At 67.5% G+C, this 15,857-nt stretch carries 16 protein-coding genes; 11 read left to right on the forward strand and 5 right to left on the reverse strand.

Annotation, left to right across the window (positions count from 1 at the left end):
- Positions 1-14 precede the first annotated feature (14 nt).
- From ACJH6H_RS13495 to ACJH6H_RS13525, 7 genes are all read left to right on the forward strand, one after another.
- Positions 15-320 (forward strand): type VII secretion target, encoded by a 306-nt coding sequence (locus ACJH6H_RS13495; protein ID WP_406775040.1) that lies wholly within the window; start codon positions 15-17, stop codon positions 318-320.
- Entirely contained in the window at positions 317-1,417 is a 1,101-nt protein-coding gene (locus ACJH6H_RS13500; protein WP_406775041.1) for a C40 family peptidase, read from the forward strand. The genes ACJH6H_RS13495 and ACJH6H_RS13500 overlap by 4 nt, the downstream gene beginning before the upstream one ends.
- Before the next feature lie 58 nt (positions 1,418-1,475).
- Entirely contained in the window at positions 1,476-1,658 is a 183-nt protein-coding gene (locus ACJH6H_RS13505) for a hypothetical protein (protein ID WP_318986377.1), read from the forward strand.
- 10 nt (positions 1,659-1,668) lie between these two features.
- Positions 1,669-2,952, forward strand: a complete 1,284-nt coding sequence (locus ACJH6H_RS13510; RefSeq protein WP_346417040.1) for a primosomal protein — start codon at positions 1,669-1,671, stop codon at positions 2,950-2,952.
- A gap of 45 nt (positions 2,953-2,997) precedes the next feature.
- Positions 2,998-3,837 (forward strand): alpha/beta fold hydrolase, encoded by an 840-nt coding sequence (locus tag ACJH6H_RS13515; RefSeq protein ID WP_406775042.1) that lies wholly within the window; start codon positions 2,998-3,000, stop codon positions 3,835-3,837.
- 196 nt (positions 3,838-4,033) lie between these two features.
- A complete protein-coding gene (locus ACJH6H_RS13520; protein ID WP_406775043.1) occupies positions 4,034-4,483 on the forward strand; it encodes an MmpS family transport accessory protein in 450 nt (149 codons plus the stop codon).
- Positions 4,480-7,437 (forward strand): RND family transporter, encoded by a 2,958-nt coding sequence (locus ACJH6H_RS13525; RefSeq protein WP_406775044.1) that lies wholly within the window; start codon positions 4,480-4,482, stop codon positions 7,435-7,437. The genes ACJH6H_RS13520 and ACJH6H_RS13525 overlap by 4 nt, the downstream gene beginning before the upstream one ends.
- On the opposite strand, the gene ACJH6H_RS13530 is transcribed toward ACJH6H_RS13525, so the two are convergent.
- The 4 genes from ACJH6H_RS13530 to ACJH6H_RS13545 form a co-directional block, all read right to left on the reverse strand.
- Positions 7,416-8,501 (reverse strand): adenosine deaminase, encoded by a 1,086-nt coding sequence (locus ACJH6H_RS13530; protein WP_020102806.1) that lies wholly within the window; start codon positions 8,499-8,501, stop codon positions 7,416-7,418. The genes ACJH6H_RS13525 and ACJH6H_RS13530 overlap by 22 nt on opposite strands.
- A gap of 28 nt (positions 8,502-8,529) precedes the next feature.
- Entirely contained in the window at positions 8,530-9,351 is an 822-nt protein-coding gene (locus ACJH6H_RS13535) for a dienelactone hydrolase family protein (RefSeq protein ID WP_212806673.1), read from the reverse strand.
- Between the two features lie 51 nt (positions 9,352-9,402).
- Positions 9,403-10,692, reverse strand: coding sequence for a thymidine phosphorylase (locus ACJH6H_RS13540; RefSeq protein ID WP_318986372.1), 1,290 nt, complete (start codon positions 10,690-10,692; stop codon positions 9,403-9,405).
- A gap of 85 nt (positions 10,693-10,777) precedes the next feature.
- Positions 10,778-11,173 (reverse strand): cytidine deaminase, encoded by a 396-nt coding sequence (locus ACJH6H_RS13545; protein ID WP_318986371.1) that lies wholly within the window; start codon positions 11,171-11,173, stop codon positions 10,778-10,780.
- A 225-nt stretch (positions 11,174-11,398) separates the two neighbouring features.
- On the opposite strand from ACJH6H_RS13545, the gene sdhC reads away from it, so the two are divergent.
- From sdhC to ACJH6H_RS13565, 4 genes are read left to right on the forward strand one after another with little or no spacing between them, the layout of a single operon-like run.
- Positions 11,399-11,833 carry a succinate dehydrogenase, cytochrome b556 subunit gene (gene sdhC / locus ACJH6H_RS13550; protein ID WP_212806679.1) on the forward strand — a complete coding sequence of 145 codons (435 nt, stop codon included), beginning with the start codon at positions 11,399-11,401 and terminating at the stop codon, positions 11,831-11,833.
- 59 nt (positions 11,834-11,892) lie between these two features.
- Positions 11,893-12,312, forward strand: a complete 420-nt coding sequence (locus ACJH6H_RS13555; RefSeq protein WP_061002042.1) for a succinate dehydrogenase hydrophobic membrane anchor subunit — start codon at positions 11,893-11,895, stop codon at positions 12,310-12,312.
- An 11-nt stretch (positions 12,313-12,323) separates the two neighbouring features.
- Entirely contained in the window at positions 12,324-14,078 is a 1,755-nt protein-coding gene (sdhA, locus tag ACJH6H_RS13560; protein ID WP_212806680.1) for a succinate dehydrogenase flavoprotein subunit, read from the forward strand.
- A gap of 1 nt (position 14,079) precedes the next feature.
- A complete protein-coding gene (locus tag ACJH6H_RS13565; protein WP_020102797.1) occupies positions 14,080-14,865 on the forward strand; it encodes a succinate dehydrogenase iron-sulfur subunit in 786 nt (261 codons plus the stop codon).
- Between the two features lie 71 nt (positions 14,866-14,936).
- On the opposite strand, the gene ACJH6H_RS13570 is transcribed toward ACJH6H_RS13565, so the two are convergent.
- On the reverse strand, positions 14,937-15,785 hold the full coding sequence (locus ACJH6H_RS13570; protein ID WP_406775045.1) for a hypothetical protein: 849 nt from the start codon (positions 15,783-15,785) through the stop codon (positions 14,937-14,939).
- Positions 15,786-15,857 lie beyond the last annotated feature (72 nt).

Consider the following 15,857-nt stretch of genomic DNA (forward strand, 5'->3'; position numbering starts at 1 on the left):
CCCGTCTTATCCACATGATCCGAAACCTGACCGTGGACCCGTCAGCCCTGCACAACCTGTCCGCGGACTACCGCGGTCACAGCACCGAACTGGCCGCGCACGCCGCGGACCTGACCGCCATCGCCGGACAGTTCGACGTGTTCGGCCCCGTGGGCGAGGCCTTCGCCGCGGCCCTGGCGCAGGCGACGCACCACCAGGCCCAGTTGGCGTACCGCCTCAGCGCGCATCTCGACGCCGGCGCCACGACCGCCGTCGCCACCGCGAACACCTTCGTCGACGCCGACCACAACGTCGGCGGCCGGATCGGAACCTGGTGGTGACGGGCTCCCTGACAGCCGCGCTGGCCGCGCCGATCCGAGACGTGCAGGCACTGGTGGGCCCCGGCTTCTCGGGCGCGGATCCGGCCGGTGCCCTGCGTGCGGTGCAAACCGGGCTCGACGGCGTGGCCGCCGCTGCCGACGACGGGTGGCAGCGGACCCAGGACCAGTGGACCGGCACGGCAGCAGGCAGTGCGGGCCAGTTCGCGAGCGCGGCGGTCACCGCCATCGTGGCGATGGCGATGACGGCCGGGCAACTGAGCACGCACACCGAACGGGCCGCTGCCGCGGTGGCCCGGGCCCGCGAGCGCCTCCAAACCATCCTCCAGAACTTCGAGGCCCGCGCGACCGAACTGGAAGCCACTCTCGAATCCCCTGCCGACGCCGCCGCGCTCGTCGACGAAGCCGGCCGGGCCCTGGCTGAGGCCATCAGCGTCGTCGACGAGCTGCACACCGAACTCGCCACGCAGGCCGAGCAGATCACCGCGACGACGAGCGCCGCCGCACCCCAGAGCCACGGATCAGATTGGGAGACAAGCGGATCACGCCCGGCCGTGAGCCTGCCCAGCCTGGGCGCGTCCGGTGGCCAAGGTGCGACCGGGGCCGGCAGACTCGGCGCCCTCGCCACTCCCGCGGCGCACGCCGCGCAAGCGGCACTCAGCACACGGAACCACCGCCGGCCACCCGACCCCGGGAAGTTCGGCGCCGGCGAGGCCGTCACGTTGCCCGACGGCCGCACCGCCACCGCACCGAACAAGGTCGCCGCCGACGCGGTGCGGCACGCCCTCACCCAGCTCGGCGTGCCGTACGTGTGGGGTGGCACGACGCCCGGCGTGGGCCTGGACTGCAGCGGCCTGACGCAGTGGGCGTACCGCGAAGCGGGACTCGACCTGCCGAGGCTGGCGCAGGAGCAGGATGTGGGCGCCGCCGTCGACCGTGGCTCGCTGCGCCCGGGCGACCTCGCGGTGTGGGATGGCCACGTCGCGATGATCGTCGGGAACGGCCTCATGGTCGAAGCGGGCGATCCGGTTCAGCTGTCCCCGATCCGGACGACCAACCTGAATCAGGGTTTCCACGGCTTCTTCCGCCCGACGGCATGACCCGCCGCATGACGATCAAGCAGCGAGGAACGAGCGCGATGAGGAATGCGGCCCATAGATGAAGCCGGAATACGACGACGCGATGGCCCGCGCCCGCGCGGCGCTCGCGGTGTTCCGGCGCACGGCTGCCGAGCTGTCGAACGCCGACGCCACCGCTGATGTCACCACGGCCCTGCGCCACCTGCGCGACGATCTGCACCGACAAGATGCCCCCAGCGTGGCCCGACCCACACGTCGATAGGCTGTGCCGCATGGCTGCTGACATCGTGCCGGTTCGGCTCGGGTTGACCAATGGCGATCTGTACACCCTGTGGGCGCCGCTGTGGCGCGACTCCGACGACGAGTGGGAAGCGTTCCTGGGTCACGGCGACGACCTCTACGCCTTCGAATCCGTCGCGGACCTGGCCGCTTTCGTGCGGACCAACACCGACAACGACCTCGCCGACCACCCGAAGTGGAAGGCGCTCGGCGAGGCCAACGCACACCGCCTCAACCCCGACGAGAGCCACATCCACGACCTGGTCGGCGTGCCCGAGCTGGTCGCCGAGAAGCCCACCGAGGAGTCCGTCACCTCGCTGCGGCGGACGCTCCAGGTGGTCGGCGCGCTCGGTTCGGTCTGCGACCTGATCGCGGTCGCGAAGTTCTTCAACGGCAACCCCGTGCTGTCGACGCTCGGCGGCGGCGCCGAAGCCTACTCGGGCCGGGCCGGCCGCAAGCGGTGGGCCGACATCGAGGCTGCCGTCGGCCGCAGCTGGGACCACGTGCTCGACGCCATCGACGCCCTGGTGACCACCCCCGAGGTCGACGCCAAGGCCGCCGAGAAGGCCCAGGCCGAACTCGATGGGCCCGCACCCGAGCCCGAGGAAGACGAACTCGACGAGGTCGACGAGACCGACGTCGACGACGTCGTCATCGAGGACGAGGTCGACACCGACTCCGAAGAGGCGGCCCTCACCGCGCAGGCCGAGCGGCAGCTGCTCGGCAGTGACGAGGACTTCTGGGAGCGCGTCGGCATCGACCCGATCCGTATCATGACCAAGGGCGCCACCCTCTACACGCTGCGCTGCTACTACAACGACCAGCCGCGGTTCCTCGGCCGCAACGGCCGGATCAGCGTGTTCGGCTCGGAGCGCACGCTGGCCCGCTACCTGGCCGACGAGCACGAGAGCGACCTGTCCAGCTTCGAGGCCTACAGCGACATCCGCACCGCTGCCACCGACGGCTCGCTGCAGATCCGCGTCACCGAGGACAACGTCTACGTGCTCAGTGGCCTGTCCGACGACATCGCCGACGGCCCCGAGGCCGTCGACCGCGAGCAGCTGGACCTGGCGGTCGAGTTCGTGCGCGACGTGTGCGACTACGCCGAGGACGGCACCGCCGACAAGTACCTGACCACCAGCCAGCCGCTGGGCAAGTTCGTCGGTCATGTGCTGGAGCCCGAGACCGTCGGCGCCCCGTCGAAGCCGTACGCCGAGGCCGTGGCCCAGTGGGAAACCCTGGAGCGTTTCGTCGAGTCGCGCCTGCGTCAGGAATGACGCGCGGTGCGATGAGTTAGAGCGACTGGTCGGGTCTGCACTGACATGACCCAGACCAGCGCCCAGCCCATCGTCCGAAATCTCGCCGTTCCCGGCGCCACGCTGCATTACGAGGTGCGGGGCAGCGGGCCGGTGTTGGCCGTCATCGGTTCGCCCATGACGGCATCGGAGTTCGCCGCGGTGGCCGACGCCCTGGCCGCCGACCACACCGTCGTGACGTACGACCCGCGTGGACTCGGTGCCAGCCCCATCGACGATCCCGCGCAGGACTCGACGCCCGAACTGCGGGCCGACGACGTCGCCGCGATCCTCGAGGATCTCGGTGCCGGTCCGGCCGACGTGTTCGGCTCCAGCGGCGGCGCGGTCACCGGCCTGGCACTGGCCGCCAAGTACCCCGGTTGGGTTCGGACGCTGATCGCGCACGAGCCGCCGCTGCTGGAGTTGTTGCCGGCTTCGGAAGCCGCCAAGCAACGCGCCGCGACGCGGGAGATCATCGACACCTTCCACAGCGACGGGCCGGGCGCGGCCATGGCGAAGTTCATGGCGACGGCGGGCTTCGATCAGGCCGACGACGGCGCTCCCGGGCCGCAGGGGCCGCCGCCCGCTCCCGACGAGATGACCAAGCAACTCGCCGACCTGTCCCGGTTCTTCAACCATGAATTGCTCTGCACCACAACGTATCTGCCTGATATTGAGGGGTTGCGGGCCAGCCGGGTCGTGGTGGGCATCGGCGCCGAGTCGGAGCATCTCATCACCTACGGCACCTCGCTGGCGCTGTGCCGCCTGCTGGGCGTCGAGCCCGTCGTCTACCCGGGCGATCACGGCGGGTTCATGAGTGCGCCCGGCGAATTCGCCGACGCGCTGCGGGCCGTTCTGTCCGACTGAAACCCCGAGTCGCGCCCGGCCACCGCGCGCGCTCACAGCCGACACACAACTACGCCGCGTTGCAAAATTAGTTAGCAAGGCGTAAGAATTTCCCAAGAATCCGCTGAGTGAGCGGAGCCGCCTGCCGAGCGCAGGCGAAGGCAGCAGCTTGATCGTCGGGGATTCGGTCAGCGCGTGTTGAGCGGAAGGTGGTCGGGTGCGGTCGGAATCAAAGGGCCTGCTGAAGAAAGTCTGGATACCGCTCGTCCTGGTGGCCGTATTGGCGGTGTCGGGCCTCGTGGTGTCCCGCCTGCACGCGAAGTTCGGGTCGGAGAACCTCAACGCCCATGCCGGCGCAGGCGTCGAGATCGTCCAGTTCAACCCCAAGGTCCTGGTGTACGAGGTCTATGGGCCGCCGGGAAGTTCGGCAGAGATCAGCTATTTCGATCCCGACGCCAACGTGCACTCGGTGAGCGCCGTGCTGCCCTGGTCCGTCACCCTGTCCACCACGCTGCCGACCGTCAGCGCAAACCTGATGGCGCGCAGCGACAGTGAGCAGAGCAGCGACCACATCGGCTGCCGCGTCACGGTGAACGGGACCGTCCGCGAGGAGCAGTCCGCCGATGGCGTCAACGCCCAGACCTACTGCCTGGTGAAGTCCGCATGACCGAAACACTTGAGACACAGCACAAGACGGCGGAGAAGCGGCCGAAGTTCGCCCATGCGCTGCGCATCCTGTCGGTGCCGATCATCCTGTTCTGGGTCGCGATCGCCGTCCTGGTCAACGTGATCGCGCCGCAACTGGAAGTCGTCGGTGAACTGCACGCCGCGCCGATGGCGCCCGAGGACGCCCCGTCGATGCACGCGATGAAGCTGATGGGCGCGAACTTCAAGGAGTTCAACTCCAACAGCACGATCATGATCGTCGTCGAGGGCAAGGAACCGCTGGGTCCGGACGCCCACAAGTACTACGACGAGATCATCCGCAAGCTGCAGCAGGATTCCGAGCACATCCAGCACATCCAGGATTTCTGGGGTGACACGCTGACCGCGGCCGGCGCGCAGAGCGCCGACGGCAAGGCGTCCTACGTGATGATCAACCTCGCGGGCGAGCAGGGCATGACGCTCGCCAACGAGGGTGTCGAAGCCGTCCGCAAGGTCATCGAGGAGACCAAGGCTCCGCCCGGAGTCCAGGCGCATGTCGCCGGGCCCGCTGCCCTCACGAACGACATGCACGTCATTGGCAACGCCAGCCTGGTCATGATCACGGTGATCACCCTGGCCGCGATCGCCGGCATGCTGCTCGTGGTCTACCGCTCGGTCCGGACCACCCTGGTTCAGCTGTTCCTGACGTTCCTGGCGCTACTGACCGCGCGCGGCGTGGTGTCGGTCCTGGCGACCCACGACGTGTTCGGGCTGACGACCTTCGCGGGCAACATCCTGACGATGCTGGCCATCGCCGCGGCCACCGACTACGGCATCTTCATCTTCGGGCGGTACCGCGAAGACCGCGGCATCGGATTGGACCGGGACGACTCGTACTACGCGACGTTCAAGTCCGTCGCACCCGTCATCGTGGGTTCCGGCCTGACCATCGCCGGCGCGACGTACTGCCTGAGTTTCTGCCGCCTGCCGTACTTCACCACGATGGGCGCACCGGTCGCGATCGGCATGCTCGTCGTGGTGGCGATCTCGGTGACGCTCGGCCCGGCCGTGCTGTACCTCGGCAGCCGCGTCGGGATGTACGAGTCCAAGCGACCGCCGCAGAGTCGCTTCTGGCGCCGCATCGGGACGGCCGTCGTGCGGTGGCCCGCACCGATTCTGGTGGCCAGCCTGTTCGTCGTGCTGGTCGGCATCGTCGCCATCCCCGGCTACAAACCGGCCTACAACGACCGCTATTACCTGCCCGAGGACGCCCCGGTGAACGTCGGCTTCGCCGCCGCCGACCGGCACTTCACGCAGGCCCGCATGAACCCCGACATCCTGATGGTCGAGTCGACGCACGACATGCGCAATCCCGCAGACATGCTGGTGCTCAACAAGATCGCGAGCAACGTGATGCACACCGACGGCATCGCGATGGTGCAGAGCATCACCCGGCCGCTGGGAATTCCCATCCAGCACAGCTCGATTCCGTTCCAGACGAGCGTCTCGGGCCAGACCAGCAACATGAACCTGCCGTTCCAGCGCAAGCAGCTGGAGGACCAGCTCCGGATGGTCGACGCCACCAACGTGTCGATCAGCATCCTCGAGAAGCAGTACGCGCTGTCGCTCGAGCAGACCAAGCTGACGCAGGACTCGGCCCGTAAGTCGCAGGCGCTCCTCGAGGTCACCGAGGAGATGCGCAACAACATCGCCAACTTCGATGACCAGTTCCGGCCGATGCGCAACTACTTCTACTGGGAACCGCACTGCTTCGACATCCCGATGTGCGCGGCGATGCGGTCGGTGTTCGACTCCCTGGACGGCATCGATGAGCTGACCGACCGGACCGGCGACGTCCAGGTCAACACCGACAAGCTGGCCGACCTCGCACCGAAGCTGACGGCGCTGCTCCCCCAGACCATCGCGTCGATGAAGACCAGCCGCGACCTGTCGCTGGCGTCGTACAACTCGCAGAAGGCCCTCATCGACCAGATGCAGGCCATGAACGACACCGCGTTGTCGATGGGTGCCGCATTCGACGGCGCCAAGAACGACGACCTGTTCTACCTACCACCTGAGGCCTTCCAGAACCCGGACTTCCAGCGCGGCCTGAAGATGTTCATGTCGCCGGACGGCAAGTCCGCGCGCATGTTCATCACGCACCAGACCGACCCCGCGACGGTCGACGGCATCAACCGCGTCGAGTCCGAACGCAAGGCCGCCCAGGACGCCTTGAAGATGTCGTCGCTGTCGGACGCCAAGATCTACCTCGGCGGCGTCGCGGCGACCTACAAGGACATGGCCGACGGCGCCCGCTACGACCTGATGATCGCCGTGGTGTCATCGCTGACGCTGATCTTCATGATCATGCTCATCCTGACGCGCAGCGCGGTCGCGGCCCTGACGATCGTCGGCACGGCGGGCAGTTCCATCGCCGCGTCGTTCGGCATCTCGGTGCTGTTGTGGCAGGACCTGTTCGGGATTCAGGTGCAGTGGCTGGTCATGCTGATGTCGGTCATCATCCTGTTGGCGGTCGGCTCGGACTACAACCTGCTGCTGGTCTCGCGGTTCCAGGACGAGATCCACGCCGGCCTCAAGACCGGCATCATCCGGTCCATGGCCGGCACCGGCGGTGTCGTCACCTCGGCCGGGCTGGTGTTCGCGGCCACCATGGCCGGCATGATGGCCAGCAAGCTGATCGTGCTGGCGCAGATGGGTTCGACCATCGCGATCGGTCTGCTGATCGACACCTTCATCGTGCGGTCGCTGCTGATGCCGTCGATCGCGGTGCTGCTCGGCCGCTGGTTCTGGTGGCCGCAGGTGGTACACCCGCGCGGCAGGTACAACACCGAGAAGTTCGTGCCGAAGGCGTTCCAGCGGACCGCCCAGCACGAGCCGGTGTCGGCGGGCGCGGCCGGGCGCTCCGGCTTCGTCGACGACACCCCGACCGACAGCTACCCGACCAGCACGGCGTAGCGCGGTTTGATGACGTCGTCGATGATCGCCAGTCGCTCGTCGAACGGGATGAAGGCCGACTTCATGGCGTTGATGGTGAACCGCTGCAGGTCGGTCCAGCCGTAGCCGAACTCGTTCACGAGGAGCGCCATCTCCTGCGTCATGGTGGTGTCGCTCATCAGGCGGTTGTCGGTGTTCACGGTGACGCGGAAGCGGAGCCGCGCCAGCTGGTCGAACGGATGCTCGGCGATGCTGGCCGCGGCGCCGGTCTGCACGTTGCTGCTCGGGCACATCTCCAGCGGAATTCGCTTGTCCCGCACGATGTTCGCCACCCGGCCCAAGTGGAAGGTGCCGTCCGGCCCCTCCTCGATGTCGTCGACGATGCGGACGCCGTGGCCCAGCCGGTCGGCGCCACAGAACGCGATGGCCTCGTGGATGGACGGCAGGCCGAAGGCCTCACCGGCGTGAATCGTGAACCGCGCGTTGTTGCCCCGCATGTATTCGAAGGCATCGAGGTGGCGGGTCGGAGGGTAGCCGGCCTCGGCACCGGCGATGTCGAAGCCGACCACACCCCGGTCGCGGAACCGGATGGCCAACTCAGCAATCTCGCGAGACCGGGCAGCGTGCCGCATGGCGGTGACCAGACAGCGGACCGTCGTCACCTGCCCGGCCGCGGCCGCCGCCTTCTCGCCGTCCGCGAACCCGGCCAGCACCGCGTCCACGACCTCGTCCAGCACCAGACCGCCGTCGATGTGCAGTTCGGGCGCGAACCGCACCTCGGCGTAGACGACGTTGTCGGCGGCCAGATCCTCGACGCATTCGTACGCGACGCGGTACAGCGCATCGGTGGTCTGCATGACGCCGACGGTGTGCGCGAACGGCTCCAGATACCGGACGAGCGATCCGCTGTGCGCCTGGGTGCGGAACCACTTCGCGAGCTCGTCGACGTCCATGGTGGGCAGGTCGCCGTAGCCGCTCTGTTCGGCCAGCTCCACCACCGTGGCGGGACGCAGCCCGCCGTCGAGGTGATCGTGCAACAGCGCTTTCGGTGCCTGCTTGATCTGATCCAGCGTCAGGGTGGTCATCTGTCCATCTTGCGCCGGATCGTCGCTTTTAGCCCGCCGGCTCGTCCGCCAGCAGCAGCCGCGTCCGGAACAGATCCAGCACCTGGTCCAGCGCCGCCCGGGTGGCCTGGCCCGGCTCGTCGATCAGGTGCTCGGTGACCACCGAGTGCGGCGCCAGGCGCGCATCCGGGTTGGCGTCGGCGTCCTCGAGTTCGACGGCGATGAAGGCGTCACCCAGCTGCTCGCGCAGGAAGTCGAAACGCTCTGCGGGCACCAGCTTGTCGCTCTTGAACCGCATGCCGATGACGTTGAGGCCCGCGGCGCACCGGCCCTTGACGACCTCCAGGTCGGCCGGCGAGATGTCGATGTTGCGGCGCTGCTTGGCGGTCAGGCCCAACGGCATCGACGGCTGGGACAGCACCGGCGCCAGGATGACGTCGTCGGTGGCCATCGCCAGGGCGTAGCCGCCGGTGAAGCACATGCCGATGGCGCCGACGCCGGGGCCACCGCAGCGCTTGTGTTCGGCACGGGCCAACGCGCGCAGCCAATCGACCACCGGCGACGTCTTCCCGGTCGCGAGGATGGTGAACTCCTTGCTGATGCACGACGGCAGCGCCGACCCCATGGCCTTGAGTGCCGCCAGGTTGCTGGCGTTCGGATCCAGGCCGGGGATGCCGAACAGGTGCGGCAGCACGGCGGTACAACCCAGGTCGGCGACCTTGCGGGCGAAGTCGAGAACCTTGGGCGTGATGCCGGGTATCTCGGCGATCACGATGACGGCCGGACCGGTGCCCTTCCGAAAGACCGTGCGGGTCGTGCCATCGTGGGTGAACTCGGTGCGCTCGAAGTCGCGGAGGTCATCGTCAGCCATGCGGACGACCCTAGTGGCGGGCGGGGTCGCTGACCACCGTTGGTTTCGCGGCTATTCGACGCGGTCGAGCACCACGGGACGCTGCGGCGGCGCCGCGTCGTCCACCGACCACCCGCCGTCGAGTTCGGCCAGCGCAGACGGCAACCGCTCGGGGGTCTCGGTGTACAGCGTGAACAGGGTCTCACCGGCCGCGACGGGCTCGCCGCTGCGCCGGTGGAGGTACAGCCCCGCCCCGGCCTGCACCGGGTCTCCGGGCTGGGCCCGTCCCGCGCCGAGCCGCCACACCGCCATCGCCATCGCCATCGCGTCGACGTCGCCCATCACCCCGCTTCGCGACGCCACGACCGTCTCGGTGTGCGTCCCCATCGGCAGGGGCGCATCGGGATCGCCACCCTGTGCGGCGATCAGTTGCCGGAAGCAGTCCATCGCGGTGCCGTCGGTCAGGGTCTGGGCGGGGTCGACGCCGTCGAGGCCGGCCACGTCGAGCATCTCGCGCGCCAGGGCGACAGTCAGTGCGACGACGTCGTCCGGGCCGCCGCCGGCCAGCACCTCCAGCGACTCGGCGACCTCGATCGCGTTCCCGACCGCGCGACCGAGCGGCCGGTCCATGTCGGTGAGCAACGCCCGCGTCGGGACGCCGTAGGCCGTGCCGAGGTCGACCATGGTGCGCGCCAGCTCACGCGACTCGGCCTCGGTCTTGAGGAACGCACCGCGACCGACCTTGACGTCCAGCACCAGCGAGCGGGCGCCCTCGGCCAGTTTCTTGCTCATGATCGAGCTGGCGATGAGCGGTAGCGATTCCGTCGTGCCCGTGACGTCGCGCAGGGCGTAGATCTTGCGGTCGGCAGGCGCCAGGTCCCCGGCCGCGAAGATCGCCGCGCCGATGCCGGAAAGCTGTTGGCGGATAGCGTCTTTCGACAGCTCGGCGGTGAATCCGGGGATCGCTTCCAGCTTGTCCAACGTGCCGCCGGTGTGCCCGAGGCCACGGCCGGCGGCCTGTGGGACGGCGCCGCCGCAGGCCAGGACGACGGGCACCAGCGGGATGGTGATCTTGTCGCCGACGCCGCCGGTGGAGTGCTTGTCGACCAGTGCGAGCGGACGGCCTTCGCGCCGCAGGTCGGTGAAATCGAAGCGCTCCCCCGAGTCGACCATGGCCGCGGTCCAGCGGGTGATCTCGGCCGGCGTCATGCCGCGCAGGAAGATCGCCATCAACAAGGCCGACATCTGCGCGTCGGCGACGCGCCCATGGGTATAGCCGTCGATCACCCAGTCGATCGCGGCGTCGGACAGCACACCGCCGTCGCGTTTGGTGCGAATGACTGTCGGCGCATCGAACGGCATCGCTGGGATCCTCCTGCCGGGGCCTCGGTCGACCCCATCGAAACTGGTTACCGGCGGGTAATCAGAAGTGTTGCACCGCTTGGCGTTACCGGCGGTTCAGGTCATCCGGCCCGAAGGCGTCGGGCAGCAGTTCGGCCAATGGCCGCGGACCCGATGCGTGATCGATCAACATGGCCGGCCCACCGTGCTCGAGCAGCACCTGCCGGCAGCGTCCGCACGGCATCAACACGGCCCCCGAACCGTCCACACACGCCAGCGCGAGCAGCCGTCCACCACCGCTGGAATGTAGGGCGCAGACCACAGCACACTCCGCGCAGAGGCCAAGGCCATATGAGACATTTTCCACATTGCAGCCCACCACGATTCGGCCGTCGTCGACCAGCGCTGCCGCCCCCACCGGGAAGTGCGAATAGGGTGCATAGGCACCCCGAGAAACAGCTATGGCCTTGTCCCGCAACAGTTTCCAGTCAATTTCCGGCATCACTGACACCCCGTTCCCGGCACCCCGACACTGCCTCGAGGACCGACCCGACCACCAAGTAAGTTAATGTAGGCAAACCTAATTTCCGGCGCGGGTTGCCCATTCCCCCCACACGCTAGTTCTGACTGTGCGCAAATTGGGATTAGAGTCGCCCCGAGGTTTGGGCTCGGCACGCGAAAAAGTTGCTGCCGGGTCACGCGTCCACCGACGGCGTTGGAGGTCGAAATGAGTACAGCGGCAGCCGCGGAATCCGCCATACCCGCGCCGCGTTCAGCACAGAAGCGACGGAGCCTGTATCGCGGAGACCCGGGCATGTGGTCCTGGGTGCTACACCGCATCACCGGTGCCACCATCTTCTTCTTCTTGCTGGTCCACGTTCTGGACACGGCTCTGGTCCGGGTCAGCCCCGAGGCCTACAACGAGGTGATCAACACCTACAAGACACCGATCATCGGGTTCATGGAGATGGGCCTGGTCGCGGCGGTGCTCTACCACGCCCTCAACGGCGTGCGAGTCATTCTGATCGACTTCTGGCAGCAGGGACCCAAGTACCAGCGGGTCATGCTGTGGACCATCCTGGCCATCTGGATCGCGGTCGTCATCGCCGCAGTTGGGGTAGAGGGCATGCACATGGTTGAGCACTACGGGTGGCTCAAGTGACCACGCACACCGATTCCGGCGCCGCCGAGGCGCGCCGCGGGGGCCGTCCGGCCCCGGTCATGGAGCGCGAGCACGACCGCCCCGCAGCCCTCGATCACCCGCGCGCTCCCCGGCGCGCCCGTGGCATCCCCTACTTCGAGAAGTACGCCTGGCTGTTCATGCGCTTCTCCGGCGCCGCGCTGGTGCTGCTCGCCCTCGGTCACCTGTTCATCGGGCTGATCTGGCAGAACGGCGTCTACCGCATCGACTTCAACTACGTCGCGCAGCGCTGGGCCTCGCCGTTCTGGCAGATCTGGGACATGGCCCTGCTGTGGCTGGCGCTGGTGCACGGCGCCAACGGCATGCGCACCATCATCGGTGACTACGCCCGCAAGAACACCACCAAGTTCTGGCTGAACTCGATTCTGCTGCTGGCCACCGGATTCACCCTGGTGCTGGGCAGCTACGTGCTCGTCACCTTCGACGCGAACATCAAATAGGGGCTCGCAGGATGATTCAGGAACATCGCTACGACGTCGTCATCGTCGGTGCCGGTGGCGCAGGCATGCGCGCGGCCGTGGAAGCCGGCCCGCGCGTGCGCACCGCCGTGCTGACCAAGCTGTACCCGACGCGTTCGCACACCGGTGCCGCGCAGGGCGGCATGTGTGCCGCACTCGCCAACGTCGAGGACGACAACTGGGAGTGGCACACCTTCGACACCGTCAAGGGTGGCGACTACCTCGCTGACCAGGACGCCGTCGAGGTCATGTGCAAGGAAGCCATCGACGCCGTGCTGGACCTCGAGAAGATGGGCATGCCGTTCAACCGGACGCCCGAGGGCCGCATCGACCAGCGTCGCTTCGGCGGTCACACCCGTGACCACGGCAAGGCCCCGGTCCGCCGCGCCTGCTACGCCGCCGACCGCACCGGCCACATGATCCTGCAGACGCTGTACCAAAACTGCGTCAAGCACGACGTCCAGTTCTTCAACGAGTTCTACGCGCTCGACGTGGTCCTCACCGAGACCCCCGGCGGCCCCGTCGCCACCGGCGTCATCGCCTACGAGCTGGCCACCGGCGACATCCACATCTTCCACGCCAAGGCGATCGTCTTCGCCACCGGCGGCTCGGGCCGGATGTACAAGACGACCTCCAACGCCCACACCCTCACCGGTGACGGCCTGGGCATCATCTTCCGCAAGGGACTTCCCTTGGAGGACATGGAGTTCCACCAGTTCCACCCGACAGGCCTGGCCGGCCTCGGCATCCTGATCTCGGAAGCCGTGCGTGGTGAAGGTGGGCGTCTGCTCAACGCCGAAGGCGAGCGCTTCATGGAGCGCTACGCCCCCACCATCGTCGACCTCGCGCCGCGTGACATCGTGGCCCGCTCGATGGTGCTGGAGGTCCTCGAGGGCCGCGGCGCCGGACCCAACAAGGACTACGTCTACATCGACGTGCGTCACCTCGGTGAAGAGGTGCTGGAGGCCAAGCTTCCGGACATCACCGAATTCGCGCGCACCTACCTGGGCGTCGACCCCGTCACCGAACTGGTGCCGGTGTACCCGACGTGCCACTACGTCATGGGCGGTATCCCGACCACGATCAACGGCCAGGTTCTGCGCGACAACGTCAACATCGTCCCGGGCCTGTACGCCGCCGGCGAGTGCGCCTGTGTCTCGGTGCACGGCGCCAACCGCCTGGGCACCAACTCGCTGCTCGACATCAACGTGTTCGGCCGTCGCGCCGGCATCGCGGCCGCCGAGTACGCGCAGAACCACAACTACGTCGAGCTGCCGGACAACCCGGCCGACATGGTCGTGGGCTGGGTCGGCGACATCCTGTCCGACCACGGCAACGAGCGCGTCGCCGACATCCGCACCGCGCTGCAGCAGTCGATGGACAACAACGCCGCCGTGTTCCGCACCGAGGAGACCCTCAAGCAGGCACTGACGGACATCCACGCGCTGAAGGAGCGGTACAGCCGAATCACGGTGCACGACAAGGGCAAGCGCTACAACAGCGACCTGCTCGAGGCCATCGAGCTGGGCTTCCTGCTCGAACTGGCCGAGGTCACCGTCGTCGGTGCGCTGAACCGCAAGGAATCGCGTGGCGGCCACGCCCGCGAGGACTACCCGGACCGCGACGACACCAACTACATGCGCCACACCATGGCCTACAAGCAGGGCGCCGACCTCCTGTCCGACATCCGGCTGGACTACAAGCCTGTCGTCCAGACCCGGTACGAGCCGATGGAACGGAAGTACTGACATGAGTGCACCCGTATTGGACAAGCCCGAAGCCGGCGACCCGCCGCTGCCCCCGGTGCCCGAAGGCGCCGTCATGGTCACGCTGAAGATCGCCCGGTTCAACCCGGAGAACCCGGACGCCGCCGGCTTCCAGAGCTTCCGCGTGCCCTGCCTGCCCAGCGACCGGTTGCTGAACCTGCTGCTGTACGTGAAGGGCTACCTCGACGGCACGCTGACGTTCCGCCGGTCCTGCGCACACGGCGTGTGTGGCTCGGACGCCATGCGGATCAACGGTGTGAACCGGCTGGCCTGCAAGGTCCTCATGCGTGACCTGCTGCCGAAGAAGCCCGGCAAGGACCTGACCATCACCATCGAGCCCATCCGCGGCCTGCCCGTGGAGAAGGACCTCGTGGTCGACATGGAGCCGTTCTTCGACGCCTACCGCGCCGTGAAGCCGTTCCTCATCACGTCGGGCAACCCCCCGACCCGTGAGCGCATCCAGTCGCAGACCGACCGCGCCCGCTTCGACGACACCACCAAGTGCATCCTGTGCGCCTGCTGCACCACGTCGTGCCCGGTGTACTGGAGCGAGGGCTCGTACTTCGGCCCCGCCGCCATCGTCAACGCGCACCGGTTCATCTTCGACTCGCGTGACGAGGCCGCCGCCGAGCGTCTGGACATCCTCAACGAGGTCGACGGCGTGTGGCGCTGCCGCACCACCTTCAACTGCACCGAGGCCTGCCCCCGTGGCATCCAGGTGACCAAGGCGATCCAGGAAGTCAAGCGCGCCTTGATGTTTGCCCGCTAGGGCATTCCTCCCGCCGAAACTGAGCTTGTGTGCCAAATTCCGCAAGGATTTGGCACACAAGCTCATTTTCGTCAGTAGCCCGCGCCGGCAGCGCGGAGCTGGGCCCGGGTCCGGGCGATGATGACGGGCTCTCGATAGCGCAAGAGATCAGCGCCGACACGGACCATCCGCCAACCGAGGTCGCGATACTCGACGTCCTGGTCGATGTCACGCGTGCGCTGACGCGGGTCATCCCAATGCTGAATGCCGTCGTACTGCACACCGACCTTCCACTCCGGCCAGCCCATGTCGATACGCCCGACGAGATATCTGCCGTCGAACACCTCGATCTGAGTGTGCGTCGGCCGCATGCCATTCCTGGTGAACAACAGCCTGAGCCTGGTCTCTTGCGGTGACTCGGCACCGTAGTCCGCCAGGTCGACGACTTCTCTGAGCTGAACAATCCCGCGCGCGCCACCATGTGTGTCGATAAGTGCTTGCACCTCAGCGAGTTTCAGCTGTGTGGCCTGGAGCAGCGCGTCCACTCGGACGACCGCAAGCGTCCGCCCTTTACGACGCCCCAGGTCGAAGGCCGTCCGAGCAGGTGTCGTCGCGCGGATACCCCGGATCGGGCAGATCTCGTCCTCGGTGAGCTCATCGCTGTGCAACACGATGCCGGCCTGCCCATGCATGCTCGCCTGATTGAGTTCGGCGGGTTCATGGTCACCGATCCAACGCGAACCATGCAGTGCCGACGCCGACAACCCGGCCGCCACGCCGCGCCGTCTCGACCACAACCAAGCCGCCTCAGCCTTGTCGACAGCGGTCAGCTCAGCATCGCGCGGGACATAGACGTCGCGGTAAATCTGCTGGTAACGGGTCCTGAGCTGGTACCGGTTGACGATGCCGGCCGCACGCGCCTCAGACCCCAGAAATGGCATACGGATCTGACGGCCAGATACCCGCCTCGGTTCCATCTGCGCCGAAGATGAGCGTGTGTGCCAGAACTTGGC

Origin of the sequence: Mycobacterium sp. SMC-21, assembly GCF_045310825.1 — a bacterium.
Taxonomy (GTDB): domain Bacteria; phylum Actinomycetota; class Actinomycetes; order Mycobacteriales; family Mycobacteriaceae; genus Mycobacterium.